The organism is Sphingomonas sp. OTU376 (genome assembly GCF_038440415.1).
Lineage (GTDB): Bacteria > Pseudomonadota > Alphaproteobacteria > Sphingomonadales > Sphingomonadaceae > Sphingomonas > Sphingomonas kyeonggiensis_A.
In genome coordinates this window covers 19798-36409 of the sequence record NZ_JASATQ010000053.1, presented here as the reverse complement: position 1 = coordinate 36409, position 16612 = coordinate 19798, and the positions used below count along the sequence as shown (strand labels likewise).

The following is a 16612-nucleotide window of genomic DNA, read 5'->3' as shown; positions in this document are numbered from 1 at the left end:
TGCCCGCGGCCGCCGCCGGGCTCAAATCCCCCACGCGGGGGGGGGCGCACCCCGCCCGCGCCCACGACCGCGTCGTGCGCCTGTCGCTGATCTTCCTGCCCGTCGGCATCGGCGTGCTGTCGGCCTTCCTGATCCTCGCGCCGCTGCTCACCAAGGGCGATGTGAGCTTCGTGCTCGACAAGAACAAGGTCGACATGGCCACCGAGCGGCTCCGCCTCGAATCGGCCGTGTATCGCGGTGAGGATTCGAAGGGCCAGGCGTTCCGGCTCAATGCGGGCTCGGCAATCCAGAAGAGTTCAGCCGAGCCGATCGTGCAGCTGCGCGACCTGAACGCGGAGATCAACCTGCCCGAGGGGCCGGCGACCCTCAAGGCGGATCGCGGCCACTACGATCTCGACAAGGAACAGGTGTCGTCCGACGGGCCGATCAAGTTCCAGACGACCGACGGCTATGTCCTCGACACCACCAACGCCACCGTCGACCTGAAGACCCGCAAGATGGAAAGCGGCGGCGCAGTAACCGGCAAGACGCCGACCGGCGTGTTCAGCGCCAACAAGCTGACTGCCGACTTGGAAAACCGCACCATCTCCCTAGATGGCAATGCACGCTTGCGGATTACCCCCAAGCGCGCGAATAGGCACTAGAACATGATCCGTGCGACTGCCCTGCTTCCGATCGGCTTCACGCTGGCATTGCTTGCCGCGTCGCCCGCGGCTGCGCAGCAGCGGCACGACAGCAACGCGCCGATCGATTTCGACGCCCAGCATATCGAGCTGCAGGACAAGGCCAACCGGGTCATCCTGTCGGGCGGCGTGCGCATCAAGCAGGCGGAGATGACGCTCACCGGCGCGCGGGTCACCCTCGCCTATACCGGCCAGATCACCGATGGCTCGCCCGAAGTGTCGCGGCTCGACGCCTCGGGTGGTGTCACCATCACCCGGCCCGACCAGAGCGCGACCGGCCAATATGCCGTCTATGACGTCAACAAGCGGATCATCACCATGGTCGGCGGCGTTACGCTCAAGCAGGGGCCGAACAACGTCTCGGGCGGTCGCTTGGTCATCAACCTCGACACCGGCCGGGCGACGATCGACGGATCGGGCGTCGGCGGATCGAGCGGCGCATCCGGCACGCCGGGCGTGCAGAGCCGCGGCGGCCGCGTGACCGGCCGCTTCTCGGTGCCCAAGCGCGCCGGCAGCGCCACCACCGCCCCCGCACCTTCCGCCACCCCGGCTCCGAAACAGTAATCGCCCTTTTTCCACGGCACGCCGCTCGGGGCTTCCCTTCCCCGCCGTCTTCATGCAGGAATCCTGCCAAACGGCTGCGGGAAACCCGTCGGTAACGCGCACCGTCCATACAGGAACCACGTATGACCGACGTCGCCACCCTCGAAACGCCCGTCGCCGATCCGGCGCCGCTGCCCGACAAGGGGCTTGCGGTCGTCTCGATCGCCAAGTCGTACGACAAGCGCGTGGTGCTGACGGACGTGTCGGTCTCGGTAGGCCGCGGCGAGGTCGTAGGCCTGCTCGGCCCCAATGGCGCCGGCAAGACCACCTGCTTCTATTCGGTGATGGGCCTGGTGAAGCCCGACAGCGGCCGCATCATGCTCGATGGCGAGGACATCACCCGCCTGCCGATGTATCGCCGCGCGATCCTCGGCCTGGGCTATCTGCCGCAGGAAACCTCGATCTTCCGCGGGCTCAGCGTCGAGGGCAACATCTCCGCGGTGCTCGAGCTGGCCGAGCCCGACAAGGCGGCGCGCAAGCGCAGGCTGGACGAGCTTCTCGACGAATTCGGTCTTACCCGGCTGCGCGCCGCGCCGGCGATGGCGCTGTCGGGCGGCGAGCGCCGCCGCGCCGAGATCGCCCGGGCGCTGGCCGCCGATCCGACGATCATCCTGCTCGACGAGCCGTTCGCCGGCATCGATCCGCTTTCGATCTCGGACATTCGCGACCTGATCATCCAGCTCAAGCAGCGCGGCATCGGCGTGCTGATCACCGATCACAATGTCCGCGAGACGCTCGACATCGTCGATCGCGGCTACATCATCTATGATGGCCGGGTGCTGTTCGCCGGCTCCCCGGGCGATCTCGTCCGCGACGAGAATGTCCGCCGCCTCTATCTTGGCGAGAGCTTCGAGCTCTAATCGCCGATGAGTCTCGCGCCTCGCCTCGATCTGCGCCAGTCGCAATCGCTGGTGATGACGCCGCAGCTCCAGCAGGCGATCAAGCTGCTGGCACTGTCCAACCTCGAAATCGAGACGTTCATCGCCGAGGAGCTGGAGAAGAACCCGCTGCTCGAAAGCAGCGGTACCGGCAATGACGAGCGTGACAATGAACCGGCCGATGCGCCCGAGCCCGATGGCGATTTCCAGGAACGCGACGGCCCGGCCGATGCCAGCGAGCTGATCGCCGGCGGCGGCGAGGCGGCGGGCGAGGCCGCGCTCGACGTGGATTTCGCCGCCGAAACCTTCCACCACGACAGCGGCAGCGACACGCTGGGCGGCGCGGGGATGGACGGCAGCCTGGGTCTCACCGGCGCGAGCGGCGGCGGCGCGCCCGAGGACGGGCCGGACTTCGACAATCTCGGCAGCACCGACCTCAGCCTCGCCGATCACCTGATGGCGCAGGCGGGCGCCAGTGTGGACGGCCGCGACCTGTTCATCGCCGCGCACCTGATCGACCAGATCGACGAGGCGGGCTATCTCACCGCGCCCTTGCTCGACATCGCCAACCGGCTGAACGTGCCGCTTGCTCGGGTCGAGGGCGTGCTGGCGACGATCCAGACCTTCGACCCCACCGGCGTTGGCGCGCGCAACCTCGCCGAGTGTCTGGCGCTACAGGCGAAGGAAGCCGATCGCTACGACCCCTGCATGGCACGGCTGATCGACAATCTCGATCTCGTCGCGCGCGGCGACCTGCCCCGCCTCAAGCGCATCTGCGACGTCGATGACGAGGACCTGGCGGACATGATCCGCGAGCTGCGCAACTATGACCCCAAGCCCGGCTGCCGCTATGGCGGCGAACCCACGCTCGCGGTTACCCCTGACATCTTCGTCGCGCGCCGCGGCATGGGCTGGGCGGTCGAGATCAACGCCGCGACCCTGCCCCGCCTGCTGGTCAACCGCGCCTATTACACCGAAGTCTCCGCCGGCCCGCAGGACAAGGCGAGCAAGGCCTGGCTGTCCGACATGCTGGCCAGCGCCAACTGGCTGGTGAAGGCGCTCGACCAGCGCCAGCGCACGATCATCAAGGTTGCATCCGAGATCGTGAAGCAGCAGGAAGCCTTTTTCCTCAAGGGCGTCGCGCATCTCAAGCCGATGACGCTGCGCCAGGTCGCCGAGGCGATCGAGATGCACGAATCGACGGTCAGCCGCGTCACCTCGAACAAATATCTCAGCTGCGCGCGCGGGCTGTTCGAGCTCAAATACTTCTTCACCTCGGCGATCCAGTCGTCCGAGGGCGGCGACGCGGTGTCGGCCGAAGCGGTGAAGAACGCGATTCGCACGCTGATCCAGGCGGAGGATCCCAAGAAGATCCTGTCCGACGACACGCTGGTCGAGTTGCTCAACGCCAAGGGCTTCGACATTGCCCGGCGCACGGTCGCGAAATATCGCGAGGCGATGGGGATCGGCAGCTCGGTGCAGCGCCGCCGGCAAAAGGCATTGGAGGGCGTGGGTTGATTCGATTCCTGTGGTTGGTGCTCGCGTTGCTCATGCCGATGGCGGTACAGGCGCAGGACAGGCTCGTCGTGATGAGCTTCAACGTCCGCCTCCCCGCCCCTTCGGACGGCGCGAACATCTGGGAAAAGCGCCGCGACCTGTTCGTCGGGACGATCGCCGCGGCAGCGCCCGACGTGATCGGCACGCAGGAGCTGTTCAAGCTCCAGGGCGATTATCTGGTCGAGCGCCTGCCCGGCTATAGCTGGTTCGGGATCGATCGCCGCGGCGGCCATGCCGACGAGCATATGGGCGTCTTCTATCGCCGCGACCGGCTCAAGCTGATCGAGCATGGCGATTTCTGGCTGTCGGACACGCCCGAGGTGCCGGCCAGCATCAGCTGGGGCAATCTCTATCCGCGCATGGTCACCTGGGGCCTGTTCGAGACCCGGGCCGGCAAGCGATTCTACCTGCTAAACACCCATTTCCCCTATCGCGCCGAGGACGAGGCGGCCCGCGAGAAATGCGCGCGGCTGCTTCAGGCACGGATCGCCGCCCTGCCCAAGGGCGTGGCGGTGGTGCTCACCGGCGACTTCAACACCGTCCCCGAATCGACCGCGCACGCGCTGCTCGGCGAGACGCTGGCCGATGCCCGCGGCGCCGTCGCCAGGCCGGTCGGCCCGGAAGCAACCTTCCACGCCTTCAAGGGCGTGCCCGATCGCCGGATCGACTGGATCTTCACCCGCGGCTTCACCGTGCGCGGCTATCGCACGATAGATACCCACAACGGCCCGCTCTATCCCTCGGATCACTATCCGGTGGTCGCGACGCTCGGATGGTCGAAGCCGGCCCGGCGCTAGGGAAGGTGCGCCTTAGGATTTTGGTAGGTGGATAACGCTATCGCAGGTGCCATGTCCGCGGATTTCACCATCGACGTCGAGCCCGAGCGCGATCTCGTCCGCATCCGGATGCGCGGCTTCTTCACGACTGAGGACATCGACGCCTTTCTCGCAGAGCGTGCCACCGCGCATGGCCGGTTGACCTGTGGGCCCAACCAGCATCTCACGCTCAATGACCTGCGCGAGATGAAGATCCAGGCGCAGGAAAGCGTCGAGACGTTCCGCACCATGCTGGCCGACCCCGCCTATCGCTCGCGGCGGCTGGCTTTCGTGATGGGCAAGACACTGGCCCGCACCCAGCTGAATCGCGCCCTCGACCAGCGCTATGCCCGCTGCTTCGAGGATGTGGCGACGGCCGAAGCCTGGCTGTTCGCCGGCACGGATCGCGCCGCCGCCTGATCAGTTCGCCGGCTTGTTGGCCCCCGCGACCATCGCATCGAAATCCTTCTTGGTCAGCGCGAGCAGCAATCCCTTGTTGTTCTTGCCGAACGCCTCGAGTGGCACCTCGACCTTGCCCGCCTCCGCGACGATCACCGCGGCGGCCATGCTGACCGACTCGACCTTGCCGAGCACCACGCCCTTCGAATCGCGCACTTCGCTGCCGGCGGTGACGTCCCCGGGCTTGGCGGGCACCGCCCGCGCCGTCTTCGGCTTCTCGGCGTCGAGGCGCGAATCGCGCACCGCCTTGTCGATCCGCGCCGCGCTGTCGTCCGGTCCCTTGAGCTCCGGCGCGTCCACCGATCCAACCAGCACCGGCATGCCCGGCCCGGTCGATCCCTGCTGCGCCTGCGCCGCGCCGGCACCCAGCGTCAGTCCCGCGGCAATCGCCGCCAGCTTCACTGCTTTCATCTGTCCCTCTCCTGTCTTTTGCCGGGAATGGTATCGGTAACAGGAGCAGTGGGCAATCAGTCGTCCTCATCCTCGAATCCGGCCAGGTCGAGCGCCCGGGCCTTGACCTGGTGGAGCCGGCACCAATGGACTAGCGCATCCTCCCGCCCATGCGTCACCCAGACTTCGCGGGGCTCCAGCTCGCGGATCGTGCGGGTCAGCTCGTCCCAATCGGCATGATCGGACAGGATCAACGGCAGCTCGACATTGCGCTGCCGGGCACGCTGGCGGACGCGCATCCAGCCCGATGCCATCGCGGTGATCGGATCGGGCAGCCGGCGTGACCAGCGATCATTGAGCGCGCCGGGCGGGGCAAGGATGACCCGCCCCTGCAGCTCGGCCTTGGCCACGCCGGTGGCGGGGCGCAACTCGCCCAGATCGACGCCCTGCTCGACATAGAGGTCGCACAGCCGCTGCAGCGCGCCGTGCAGGTAGATCGGATCGTCGAACCCCATCACCCGCAGCTCGGAGATCACCCGCTGCGCCTTGCCCAGCGCATAGGCGCCCACCAGCACGCAGCGCTCCGGATTGGCGCGGAGCGCGGCAAGCAGCTTGTCGAGCTCGTCATGCGTCTCGGGATGGCGGAACACAGGGAGCCCGAACGTCGCCTCGGTAATGAACACGTCGCAGGGCACCGGCTCAAACGGCGCGCAAGTGGGATCCGGGCGGCGCTTGTAATCGCCCGAGACGACGATCCGTTCGCCGCGATGCTCGAGCACGATCTGCGCCGAGCCGAGGACATGGCCGGCAGGAACGAGACGGATATCGATGCCGTGCATGCTGATCCGCTCGCCATAGGCAACGGGATTGCCGCTCTGCGGCCCGTAGCGCGCTTCCATGATCGCCAGCGTCTGGGGCGTGGCCCACACCGCCTCATGGCCGCCCCGCGCGTGATCGGCATGGCCGTGGGTGACCAGCGCGCGGCGGACCGGCTGCGACGGATCGATCCAGATATCGGCCGCCGGCAGATAGATGCCGATGGGTCTAGGATCGATCCAGTCGCCGAGCTTCGCCATCATGCCTATATGGTCGGGATGGCCGCCGGTTCCCAGCTCCCCCCAACATTGTCGAACTGGTTCGCGGCCCGTGGCTGGGCGCCGCGCCGCCACCAGCTTGAGATGCTGGAAGCGGGCCGGCGTGGCGAGCATGCGCTGCTGGTGGCGCCGACCGGCGCGGGCAAGACGCTGGCGGGCTTCCTGCCGACCCTGGCCGAGCTGATCGAAGCACCCGCCGACGGGCTGCACACACTCTATATCTCGCCGCTCAAGGCGCTGGCCGTCGACGTGCAGCGCAACCTGCTCACGCCGATCGAGGAGATGGGCTCGCCCATCCGCGTCGAGACGCGCACCGGCGACACGCCTTGGGAGAAGAAGGTCCGCCAGCGCGCGCGGCCGCCGCAGATCCTGCTGACCACCCCCGAATCGCTCAGCCTGTTGCTCTCCTATGAGGACAGCCTGACGATGTTCGAGGGGCTGCGAACGGTGGTGATCGACGAGGTCCACGCCTTCGCCACCGGCAAGCGCGGCGACCTGCTGGCATTGGCGCTCGCCCGTCTCCAGCGGCTTGCGCCGGAAATGCGCCGCGTCGCCCTGTCGGCGACGGTGGCCGATCCCGACGGCTATCGGGCCTGGCTGGCCCCGCATGGCGATATCGATACGGTTACCCTGGTGCAGGGCGAGAAGGGCGCCGAGCCCAATATCGCGATCCTGCTGCCCGAGGACCGGGTCCCCTGGGCCGGCCATTCGGGCGTCTATGCGATCCCGCAGGTGATGGCCGAGATCGAGACGCACCAGACGACCATCGTCTTCTGCAACACCCGCGGTCTGGCCGAACTGGTCTTCCAGCAGCTGTGGAAGGTCAACGAGCTCAAGCTGCCGATCGGCGTGCATCATGGCAGCCTGAGCCTCGAGGCCCGCCAGCGTGCCGAGCAGGCGATGGCCGACGGGCAGCTGCGCGCGCTGGTCGCCACCGCCAGCCTCGATCTCGGCGTCGACTGGGGCGATGTCGATTGCGTGATCCAGATGGGCGCGCCCAAGGGTTCGTCGCGCCTGCTCCAGCGCATCGGCCGCGCCAACCATAGGCTCGACGAGCCCTCGGAAGCCGTGCTCGTTCCCGGCAACCGCTTCGAATATCTCGAGGCCCGCGCCGCGCTCGACGCCGTCGAGCAGGGCGAGCTCGATCCCGATGTCTTCCGTCCCGGCGCGCTCGACGTGCTGGCACAGCATGTCATGGCCTGCGCCTGCGCGTCGCCTTTCGACCGTGACCAGTTGCTGCACGAAATCCGCGCAGCATTGCCCTATTCGGCACTCCCCGACGAGACGTTCGATCAGGTGCTGAGCTTCATCGCCGATGGCGGCTATGCGCTGCGCGCCTATGACAAGTTCAAGCGGCTGACCAAGGGCAGGGACGGGCTGTGGCGCGTGACCACCCCGGCCTTTGTTGCGCAGCATCGCTTGAACGCCGGCATCATCGTCGAATCGCCGATGATGGAGGTGCGCTTCAAGAATGGCCGGCGGCTCGGCAAGGTCGAGGAAGCGTTCGGCACCCAGCTTTCGCCCGGCGATGCCTTCGTATTCGCCGGGATGGCGGTGGAGGTCGAGCGCGTCGAGCTGACCGACCTGATCGTCCGCGCTACCGCCAAGCCGGCGCGCTATGTCTCGTACATGGGCGCGCGCCTCGCGATCACCGCCACCCTGTCCGAACGGGTTCGCCATTTCCTGCACGACCGCAGCCAATGGCGGCGCTTTCCCGATGATGTCCGCGAATGGCTCGAGGTGCAGGAACGTCGTTCGGCGATCCCCGCGCCCGGCCAGCTGCTCGTCGAGACCTTCCCGCACGAAGGCAAGCACCACATGGTCGTCTACAGCTTCGAGGGCTGGAACGCGCACCAGTCGCTCGGCATGCTGGTGACGCGGCGGATGGAGGCGCTGGGGCTCAAGCCGCTCGGCTTCGTCGCCAATGACTATGCGCTTGCCGTCTACGGGCTGGAGAAGATCGAGGACCCGGCCGCTTTGTTCTCGCCCGACATCCTCGAGCATGAGTTCGTCGAATGGGTGCAGGGCTCGGCTCTGCTCAAGCGCGCCTTCCGCGAAGTGGCAATCATCGGCGGGCTGGTCGAGCGCCAGCATCCTGGGAAGAAGAAGACCGGGCGCCAGGTCACCTTCTCGACCGACCTGATCTATGACGTGCTGCGCAAGTACGAGCCCGATCACCTGCTGCTGCGCGCCGCCTGGGCCGATGCGCGGGCGCGGATGACCGATGTCGGTCGGCTAGGCCATCTGCTCGATACCGCCGCCGACACGATGCTGCATGTCGATCTGCCGCGCGTGTCGCCGATGGCGGTGCCCGTCCTCATCATGATCGGCCGCGAGAATGTCGCGCAGGGCATGACCGAGGACGCGCTGCTGATGGAAGCCGAGGACATCGCGGCGGAGGCGATGCGGCTCGATTAGACACAATTCAGACAATTGCTGCGCAGCATGGATGGGTGTACCTTCACAGACATGAACAGGCTCGCAGCACTTCTCCTGCTCCCGCTGGCCGCAACCGCCGGAGCCCATGACCTCCAGAATCCGAGCGAGCGCACCCCGCCGCCCCAGGATCCCGAGCTGACCATGCCCAGCCCGGAGGATGTCGAGGCGACGCTGCTGGCGCTGGGCGAGCTCGACGCGCGACTGACCGTTCCGGTGGCCGTCGGGACGAGCGGCCCCTACAATTTCATCATCGACACCGGTGCCGAGCGCACGGTCGTGTCGCGCGAGCTGGCCGGCTCGCTGAAACTCGGCGCTTCCTCTCCGGTGGTGATCACCTCGATGACCGGCCGCGACACGGTCAACACCGTGCTGGTCCCCGGGCTAAGCATCAAGTCGATCGGCGAGCAGCATACCATCATCGCTCCCGCCCTGGAGGCGCGCAACCTTGGCGCGCTCGGCCTGCTCGGCATCGACACGCTGCGCAACCACCAGGTCACGATCGACTTCGAGAAGGGCGTGATGGCCGTGCGCCCCAGCACGAAGCGCAACGCCTTTTCCAAGCGCGACCGCGACGAGATCGTGGTGACGGCCAAGAGCGTGTTCGGCCAGCTGATCGTTACCGACGCCTATTACGACAATACCCGCATCCAGGTGGTGCTCGATACCGGCAGCCAGGTGACGATGGGCAACAGCGCGCTGCGCAAGCGGGTGGGTCGCGACACGCCGCGGTCGCAGAGGATCCTGCTGACCAGCGTGACCGGCGACCAGACCACGGCGGACTATACCCAGGTGCCCAATGTCACGGTCGGCCAGGTGCGCTTCGGCTCGATGCCGGTCGCCTTTGCCGACGTCACGCCCTTCGAGCGTTTCGGCCTGGTCAAGCGACCGGCATTGCTGCTCGGCATGGATGCGCTGCGCAGTTTCCGCCGGGTCGAGATCGATTTCCCCAATCGCCAGGTCCGCTTCCTGATGCCCAGGGACAACAAGCCGAAACAGGCGGGGACCGGATCGATGCTGCCGGGGGTGCGCGGCATGGGGACGATCCATACCTATTGAGCGGCGCAAAGGGCTACTGGCATTGACTTTGGCCGCCCGGGCGCGTTGACACCGGGATCATGACCAGCCTTTCGCGCGCCGCGCTCGCATCGCTTCCCGCATCCGTCATCCGGCCGGGACACGATATCGAATCCCTCCGCACCGGCGTAGTCCATTTCGGCCCCGGCGCCTTCCATCGCGCACACCAGGCCGATGTGTTCGACCGGGTGCTGGACAGCGATCCGCGGTGGGGCATTGCGGCGGTTTCGCTGCGCAGCGCGGGCACGGTCGATGCGCTCAAGGCGCAAGGCGGGCTTTATACGCTTGCGGTGATCGACCGCGAGCCGAGCACCCGCATCATCGCCGCACATTCGGACGCGATCGGCCCCGGCGAAGGCGCGAAGCTGCGCACACTGCTCGCCGATCCTTCGGTCAAGATTGCGACCAGCACCGTGACCGAGAAGGGCTATTGCCTGGGCGCCGACGGTTCGCTCGACTTCAACCATCCCGACATCGTCCATGACCGCACCCGCCCCGACGAGCCGGCGAGCGTGATCGGCTGGATCGTCTCGGGCCTCGCCGATCGCCGCGCGGCGGGCGCGCCGCCCTTCGCGATGCTCTGCTGCGACAACATGACCGGCAATGGCGGCAAGCTCCGCGCCGCCTGCGTCGCGCTCGCCGGCGAATGGGACGCCAAAGCAGGTCATGGGGGTCTCGCCGACTGGATCGCGCATGAAGTCGCCTTCCCCGATTCGATGGTCGATTCGATTACCCCGGCAAGCGACCCGGCCTTCCTGGCCAAGATCGCCGAAGAACTGGGTGTGACCGATGCAGCCGCCGTGCAGCGCGAGCGCTTCACCCAGTGGGTGCTGCAGCGCTTCGATCTTGCCGGCGGGCCGGACCTCGGCGCGGCCGGCGCCACCCTGACCAACGACGTGCAGGGCTATGAACAGGCCAAGCTGCGCATCCTCAACGGCGCGCATTCGAGCCTGGCCTATATCGGCCTGGCGCTCGGCCATGAGACGGTGTTCGAGGCGGTCAGCGATCCCGCCCTCGGCGCCTTTGTCGGCCGGCTGATGCATGAGGACATCGCCGGCTCGCTCAAGCCGGTCGAGGGCCTGGACGTGCAGAGCTATGCGGGCGCGGTGCAGGACCGCTTCCGCAACCCGGCAATCCGCCACCTGCTCAGCCAGATCGCCTGGGACGGCTCGCAGAAGCTGCCCTATCGCCTGCTCGACACCGTTCGCGATCGGCTGGCCGCAGGCGAGAGCGTAGAGCGGCTGGCGGTGCCGGTGGCGGCATGGATCGCCTTCCTCCACCGCAAGGCGACGCTCGGCGAGAAGATCACCGACCCGCTGGCCGCAACACTGGCCCAGGCCGCGGCCAGCGCCGATCCCGCCAGCGCGGTGCTGGCGCTGCGCCAGGTGTTCCCGGCCCAGCTCGCCGAAGATCCGCGCTTCCGCGACGCGGTGACCGATGTGGTTCCGGCATTCCTGGAAGGCCGGGCGACGGCGCTGCTGGCGCGTTGATCCTGCAGAGGCTCGACAGCGACTCGCGAAAGTACACAAAGTACAGGCCAAGCGCGGGTTTTCCGGCGCCTAAAGTTGGCATAAGTTCCCGTAAACGCGGCGCATCCCGCAATGATCTTGCGCGAGCGTGATCCTATTTCCCCTACGATCGGCAAGAGCGGCGAGGGTACCCGGCGGCATCAGGCAAGCAGGCGAAATCCTACATTGCAAGGTTGAGAGGCCGGCTCCCCGGCGAAGGCCGGGGATCAGCAAGGGGCAAGGATCAGATCGCCTGCGGCGCCCCGTCGCGCAGCACATGGGTGCAGAGCTGCGCCTCGGGCGTGTCGTCTTCCTCCAGCGCGGCGACGGTGACCCAGCCCTCGGCGCGAAGGCCCGCGCCGATGCCGGGCGGGGTGCCGAAGGGCAGGAACAGCCGGCGGCGCTCGTCCGCGCTGATCGCGGCGTCGAGGATCGGATCGGCAAACAGCGAGAAGCCGACCGCCGTCTCCTCGCGGCCGTTGCCGTGGAGGATCGTATAGGTGCCGCCGCGGCCGATCTCGGCGCGGGCGCCGTGCGCGAACAGCGAGAAGCCGAGCCAGCTCTGATATTCGAAGCCATGGCGCTCGGTGGGATCGAGGGTGAGCGCGGCCTGGCCCCGGATGCTCGCGGCAATCTCGGCAAGACCGTCGAGGCGCGTCGCGAGCGCCTTGCCGGCGTCGATCGCGCGGAGGCGCTCGATCGCGGCATCGAAGGGCCCGGCCGCCTCGATCAGCGGAAGGTAGCGCGGATCGATCGCGGCGACGCCGGCGGCGTCCTTGGCATCGAGCCGCTCGCGCAGGGTGGCGAGCTGGGCCGGCGTCAGGCTGTCGCTGGCGAGGCAATCGACCAGGTCCGGCAAGGTGAAGTCGAGCGCGATGCCCTGGACACCGGCGGCCTGCAGCGCCTCGATTGCGACGCGTACGATCTCGGTGGCGGCGGCAACGGTATCGAGGCCGATCAGCTCGGCGCCGATCTGGCGGGTGGCGCGCAGCGGATCGAGCTCCGAAGCGGAAAGCTTCATCACCGGCCCGGCATAGGAGAGGCGCACCGGACGCGGATGGTGCGCCATGCGCGTCGCGGCGATGCGGCCGATCTGGGCCGTGAGATCGGGACGGATCGCCAGCGTGCGCTGCGACACCGGATCGACGAACCGCACCGCGTCCCGCAGGCCGCTGGCGGCCTTGAGACGCGCGCTCAGCTCGTCGGCGAATTCGGCGAGCGGGGGATCGACCTGCTCATAGCCATAGCCGCGCGCGACACCGAGCACGCGGGACTCCAGCCGCGATGCCGCATCGGCCGCAGGCGGGAGACGATCGTGGAAGCCTTCGGGAAGTAAACCGCTCATTCGGCTCCCCTAGAACATTCCGCCGCCCCGGCGAAACCCGGGACGGCGGATATCGTGCATCAGAACGCCAGTGCCATCGCAGTCTTCACGCCCGGGAGCGCGCGGACCTTGGCAAGGAGCTCCTCGCTGACCTTCTCGTCGACCGAGAGCAGCAGGATGGCTTCGCCACCCGCTTCGCGGCGGCCAAGGTGGAAGGTGCCGATATTGACGCCCGCCTCGCCCAGCGTGGTGCCGAGGCGGCCGATGAAGCCCGGCGCGTCCTCGTTGACGATGTAGAGCATGTTGCCGGCGAGGTCGGCTTCGACCTTGATGCCGAACAGCTCGACCAGGCGCGGTGCGGAATTGCCGAACAGCGTGCCGGCCACCGAACGATCGCCCTGCGCGGTGCCGACGGTGACGCGGACCATGGTGTGGTAATCACCTTCGCGGTCATGGCGCACTTCGCGCACGTCGAGGCCGCGCTCCTTGGCGAGGAACGGCGCGTTGACCATGTTCACCGTGTCCGAATGGACGCGCATCAGCCCGGCGAGCACCGCGCCGACGATCGGCTTCTGGTTGAGCTCGGCTGCGGCGCCTTCGCTCTCGATCGCGATGTTCTTGAGCTCGCCATGCGAGAGCTGGCCGACCAGCGAACCCAGCTTCTCGGCAAGCGCCATGTACGGCTTGAGCCGCGGCGCTTCCTCGGCCGAGAGGCTCGGCATGTTGAGCGCGTTGGTGACGCCGCCCGAGACCAGGAAATCGGCCATCTGCTCGGCGACCTGGATCGCCACATTGACCTGCGCCTCGGTGGTCGAGGCGCCGAGATGCGGGGTCGACACAAAGTTGGGCGTGCCGAACAGCGGATGCTCCTTGGCGGGCTCCACTGCGAACACGTCGAGCGCGGCGCCGGCGATATGGCCCGATTCGAGGCCCTGCTTGAGCGCAGCCTCATCGATCAGGCCACCGCGCGCGCAGTTGATGATGCGCACGCCGCGACGCGTCTTGGCGAGGTTCTCGGCCGAGAGGATGTTGCGGGTCTGGTCGGTAAGCGGGGTGTGCAGCGTGATGAAGTCGGCACGCAGCAGCAGGTCGTCGAGCGACACCTTTTCCACGCCCATCTCGATCGCGCGCTCCGGGGTGAGGAACGGATCGAAGGCGACGACCTTCATGCGCAGGCCGAGCGCGCGATCGGCGACGATCGAGCCGATATTGCCGGCGCCGATCAGGCCGAGCGTCTTGCCGGTGAGCTCGACGCCCATGAAGCGGTTCTTCTCCCACTTGCCGGCCTGGGTCGAGGCGTCCGCTTCCGGCAACTGCCGGGCGAGCGCGAACATCAGCGCGATAGCGTGCTCGGCGGTGGTGATCGAGTTGCCGAACGGGGTGTTCATCACGACGACGCCGCGCGCCGAGGCGGCGGGGATGTCGACATTGTCGACACCGATGCCGGCGCGGCCGACGACCTTGAGGTTCGGCGCCGCGTCGAGGATCTCCTGGGTCACCTTGGTCGAGCTGCGGATGGCGAGGCCGTCATAGTTGTTGATGATCGCCTTGAGCTCTTCCGGGGTCTTGCCGGTGATCTCGTCGACCTCGACGCCGCGCTCGCGGAAGATCTGCGCGGCCTTGGGATCCATTTTGTCGGAAATCAGTACCTTGGGCATGGGATATGTTCCTGATGCTTCGGTCGTCATCCCCGCGAAGGCGGGGATCCATTGTCGCTGATGCTGCGGCTCTTTCGACGACCTGCGTGAATGGATTCCCGCCTTCGCGGGAATGACGTTCTAATTAAGCAGCCTTGGCTTCGGCGTAGGCCCAGTCGAGCCAGGGGCCGAGCGCCTCGATATCGGCGGTGTCGACCGTGGCGCCGCACCAGATGCGGAGGCCCGCCGGAGCGTCGCGATAGCCGGCGACGTCATAGGCCGCGCCTTCTTTCTCGAGCAGGCCGGCGAACTTCTTGATGAAGGCTTCGTCCGCACCCTCGACCGTGAGACACACGCTGGTCTTCGAGCGGATGCCGTGCAGCTCGGCGAGATGACCGAGCCACGGCCGCGCCGCGACGATCTTGTTGAGCGCATCGGCATTGGCGTTCGAGCGGACCATCAGCCCGTCGAGGCCGCCCAGGCCCTTGGCCCATTCGAGCGCGAAGATCGCGTCCTCGACGGCGAGCATCGAGGGGGTGTTGATCGTCTCGCCCTTGAACACGCCCTCGGCGAGCGCACCCTTGGAGACGAGGCGGAACACCTTCGGCAACGGCCAGGACGGGGTATATTCGGTCAGGCGCTCGACCGCGCGCGGGCCGAGGATCAGCACGCCGTGGCCGCCCTCGCCGCCCAGCACCTTCTGCCAGGAGAAGGTGGCGACATCGATCTTGTCCCAGGGCAGGTCGTAGGCGAACACCGCCGACGTGGCGTCGGCGAAGCTCAGGCCCTCACGATCGGCGGGGATCCACTCGCCGTCCGGCACGCGCACGCCCGAGGTGGTGCCGTTCCAGGTGAACAGCACGTCGGTCGACCAGTCGAGCGCATCGAGATCGGGGAGCTGGCCGTAATCGGCGCGCACGACGTTAGGCTCAAGCTTCAGCTGCTTGACCGCATCGGTGACCCAACCTTCACCGAAGCTTTCCCAGGCGAGCGTGGTGACGCCGCGGGCGCCGAGCATCGTCCACATCGCCATCTCGAAGGCGCCGGTGTCCGAGCCGGGCACGATGCCGATACGGTGCGTATCGGGCAGGCGCAGCATCTCGCGCATCAGGTCGATGCAATATTGGAGGCGGGTCTTGCCGATCTTCGAGCGGTGCGAGCGGCCGAGCGACTCGGTGGCGAGCTTCTCGGGCGACCAGCCGGGCGGCTTGGCGCAGGGGCCGGAAGAGAAATAGGGACGCGCCGGCTTCGTGGCGGGCTTTGCGACAGGCGCAATAGTGGCGTCGGCGGCAGTCGAATCAGTCATGTAGTCTCTCCTTACAGAGAGCGCGCGCGGCGTTGGGACCGCGTGGCCCGCCGACGGCCCTAGCGGCGGCCCCGTGAAAGTCAATTGCGCGCAAGCCCCGATCCGCGCACATTTCTGACGTTAACCATGTCGTACGGCTATGCTGCTAGGGTGAGGCCATGCGCGTATTCAGCCTGTTCCTGCCCCTGTTCCTCGCTGGCTGCATCTTCGGCGGCGGCGACGAGCGCCCCGCCCCGCGACCGGCATCGGGACCGATTCGCGAGCGGCCGGGTGGCCCGATCACGCTCAATGGCCCGACACCGCGCGAGACGCAGCAATGCTTCGCCGACCTGTCACGCGAAGGGGTGCGCTACAGCGGCCTGCCCGACCGTGATTTCGGCAGCGGTTGCGTGGTGACCGGCGCCGTGCAGCTGCTCGACATCGGCGTGCCGGTGACCGGATTGAAGTCGATGAAATGCGGCCTCGCCCGCAGCTTCACCGCCTGGGTGCGCTTTGCCGTTGCGCCCGCCGCGCGGCAGATGCTGGGCAGCGACCTGGTCAGGATCGAGACCTATGGCACCTATTCGTGCCGCGGGGTCATCGGCAACGGCGCGGCATCGGCGGCGCGCATGTCCGAGCATGGGCTGGCCAATGCGGTGGATGTCTCGGGCTTCGTGCTCGCGGATGGCCGCAGGGTCACGATCGAACGCGACTGGCGGACGGGCGATGGCCAGGTTCGCGCGTTCCTGGAGACGATCCACGGATCGGCCTGCAAGCGCTTCGGCACGGTGCTGAGCCCGGACTATAACGCGGCGCACTACAACCACCTGCACCTCGACATGGGAAGGGGTCCGTTTTGCCGCTGA

General features: G+C 67.5%; 15 protein-coding genes. 10 read left to right on the top strand and 5 right to left on the bottom strand.

Annotation, left to right across the window (positions count from 1 at the left end):
- From lptC to AAHM44_RS18730, 6 genes are all read left to right on the top strand, one after another.
- The coding region (gene lptC / locus AAHM44_RS18755; protein ID WP_342250930.1) for an LPS export ABC transporter periplasmic protein LptC at nucleotides 1–644 on the top strand (644 nt) is incomplete at its 5' end.
- 3 nt (nucleotides 645–647) lie between these two features.
- Nucleotides 648–1247 carry an LptA/OstA family protein gene (locus AAHM44_RS18750; RefSeq protein WP_269573599.1) on the top strand — a complete coding sequence of 200 codons (600 nt, stop codon included), beginning with the start codon at nucleotides 648–650 and terminating at the stop codon, nucleotides 1245–1247.
- Nucleotides 1248–1369: 122 nt separating this feature from the next.
- A complete protein-coding gene (gene lptB, locus AAHM44_RS18745; RefSeq protein WP_269573598.1) occupies nucleotides 1370–2146 on the top strand; it encodes an LPS export ABC transporter ATP-binding protein in 777 nt (258 codons plus the stop codon).
- Between the two features lie 6 nt (nucleotides 2147–2152).
- Nucleotides 2153–3682: an RNA polymerase factor sigma-54 gene (gene rpoN, locus AAHM44_RS18740; RefSeq protein ID WP_342250929.1), complete on the top strand. Its 1530-nt coding sequence runs from the start codon at nucleotides 2153–2155 to the stop codon at nucleotides 3680–3682.
- 17 nt (nucleotides 3683–3699) lie between these two features.
- Nucleotides 3700–4518 (top strand): endonuclease/exonuclease/phosphatase family protein, encoded by an 819-nt coding sequence (locus AAHM44_RS18735; RefSeq protein ID WP_342250928.1) that lies wholly within the window; start codon nucleotides 3700–3702, stop codon nucleotides 4516–4518.
- 27 nt (nucleotides 4519–4545) lie between these two features.
- A complete protein-coding gene (locus AAHM44_RS18730; protein WP_342250927.1) occupies nucleotides 4546–4956 on the top strand; it encodes a hypothetical protein in 411 nt (136 codons plus the stop codon).
- Here AAHM44_RS18730 and AAHM44_RS18725 read toward each other — a convergent pair whose 3' ends face one another.
- Together AAHM44_RS18725 and AAHM44_RS18720 are read right to left on the bottom strand one after the other, a co-directional pair.
- Nucleotides 4957–5406 carry a hypothetical protein gene (locus AAHM44_RS18725; RefSeq protein WP_184162401.1) on the bottom strand — a complete coding sequence of 150 codons (450 nt, stop codon included), beginning with the start codon at nucleotides 5404–5406 and terminating at the stop codon, nucleotides 4957–4959. It lies immediately after the preceding gene.
- A gap of 56 nt (nucleotides 5407–5462) precedes the next feature.
- Complete coding sequence (locus AAHM44_RS18720; protein ID WP_342250926.1) at nucleotides 5463–6461, bottom strand: ligase-associated DNA damage response exonuclease; 999 nt, start codon at nucleotides 6459–6461, stop codon at nucleotides 5463–5465.
- 18 nt (nucleotides 6462–6479) lie between these two features.
- On the opposite strand from AAHM44_RS18720, the gene AAHM44_RS18715 reads away from it, so the two are divergent.
- The 3 genes from AAHM44_RS18715 to AAHM44_RS18705 are packed head-to-tail and all read left to right on the top strand — an operon-like array spanning nucleotide 6480 to nucleotide 11482.
- Nucleotides 6480–8897: a ligase-associated DNA damage response DEXH box helicase gene (locus AAHM44_RS18715; RefSeq protein WP_342250925.1), complete on the top strand. Its 2418-nt coding sequence runs from the start codon at nucleotides 6480–6482 to the stop codon at nucleotides 8895–8897.
- Between the two features lie 51 nt (nucleotides 8898–8948).
- Nucleotides 8949–9974: a retroviral-like aspartic protease family protein gene (locus tag AAHM44_RS18710; protein WP_269573593.1), complete on the top strand. Its 1026-nt coding sequence runs from the start codon at nucleotides 8949–8951 to the stop codon at nucleotides 9972–9974.
- A 59-nt stretch (nucleotides 9975–10033) separates the two neighbouring features.
- Entirely contained in the window at nucleotides 10034–11482 is a 1449-nt protein-coding gene (locus AAHM44_RS18705; RefSeq protein ID WP_342250924.1) for a mannitol dehydrogenase family protein, read from the top strand.
- Between the two features lie 262 nt (nucleotides 11483–11744).
- On the opposite strand, the gene AAHM44_RS18700 is transcribed toward AAHM44_RS18705, so the two are convergent.
- The 3 genes from AAHM44_RS18700 to AAHM44_RS18690 form a co-directional block, all read right to left on the bottom strand.
- On the bottom strand, nucleotides 11745–12845 hold the full coding sequence (locus tag AAHM44_RS18700; protein ID WP_342250923.1) for an ATP phosphoribosyltransferase regulatory subunit: 1101 nt from the start codon (nucleotides 12843–12845) through the stop codon (nucleotides 11745–11747).
- A 59-nt stretch (nucleotides 12846–12904) separates the two neighbouring features.
- On the bottom strand, nucleotides 12905–14482 hold the full coding sequence (gene serA, locus AAHM44_RS18695; protein WP_269573590.1) for a phosphoglycerate dehydrogenase: 1578 nt from the start codon (nucleotides 14480–14482) through the stop codon (nucleotides 12905–12907).
- Nucleotides 14483–14606: 124 nt separating this feature from the next.
- Nucleotides 14607–15767 (bottom strand): phosphoserine transaminase, encoded by a 1161-nt coding sequence (locus AAHM44_RS18690; protein ID WP_342250922.1) that lies wholly within the window; start codon nucleotides 15765–15767, stop codon nucleotides 14607–14609.
- Between the two features lie 158 nt (nucleotides 15768–15925).
- Here AAHM44_RS18690 and AAHM44_RS18685 point away from each other — a divergent pair, with 158 nt between their 5' ends.
- Nucleotides 15926–16612, top strand: coding sequence for an extensin family protein (locus AAHM44_RS18685; RefSeq protein ID WP_269573588.1), 687 nt, complete (start codon nucleotides 15926–15928; stop codon nucleotides 16610–16612).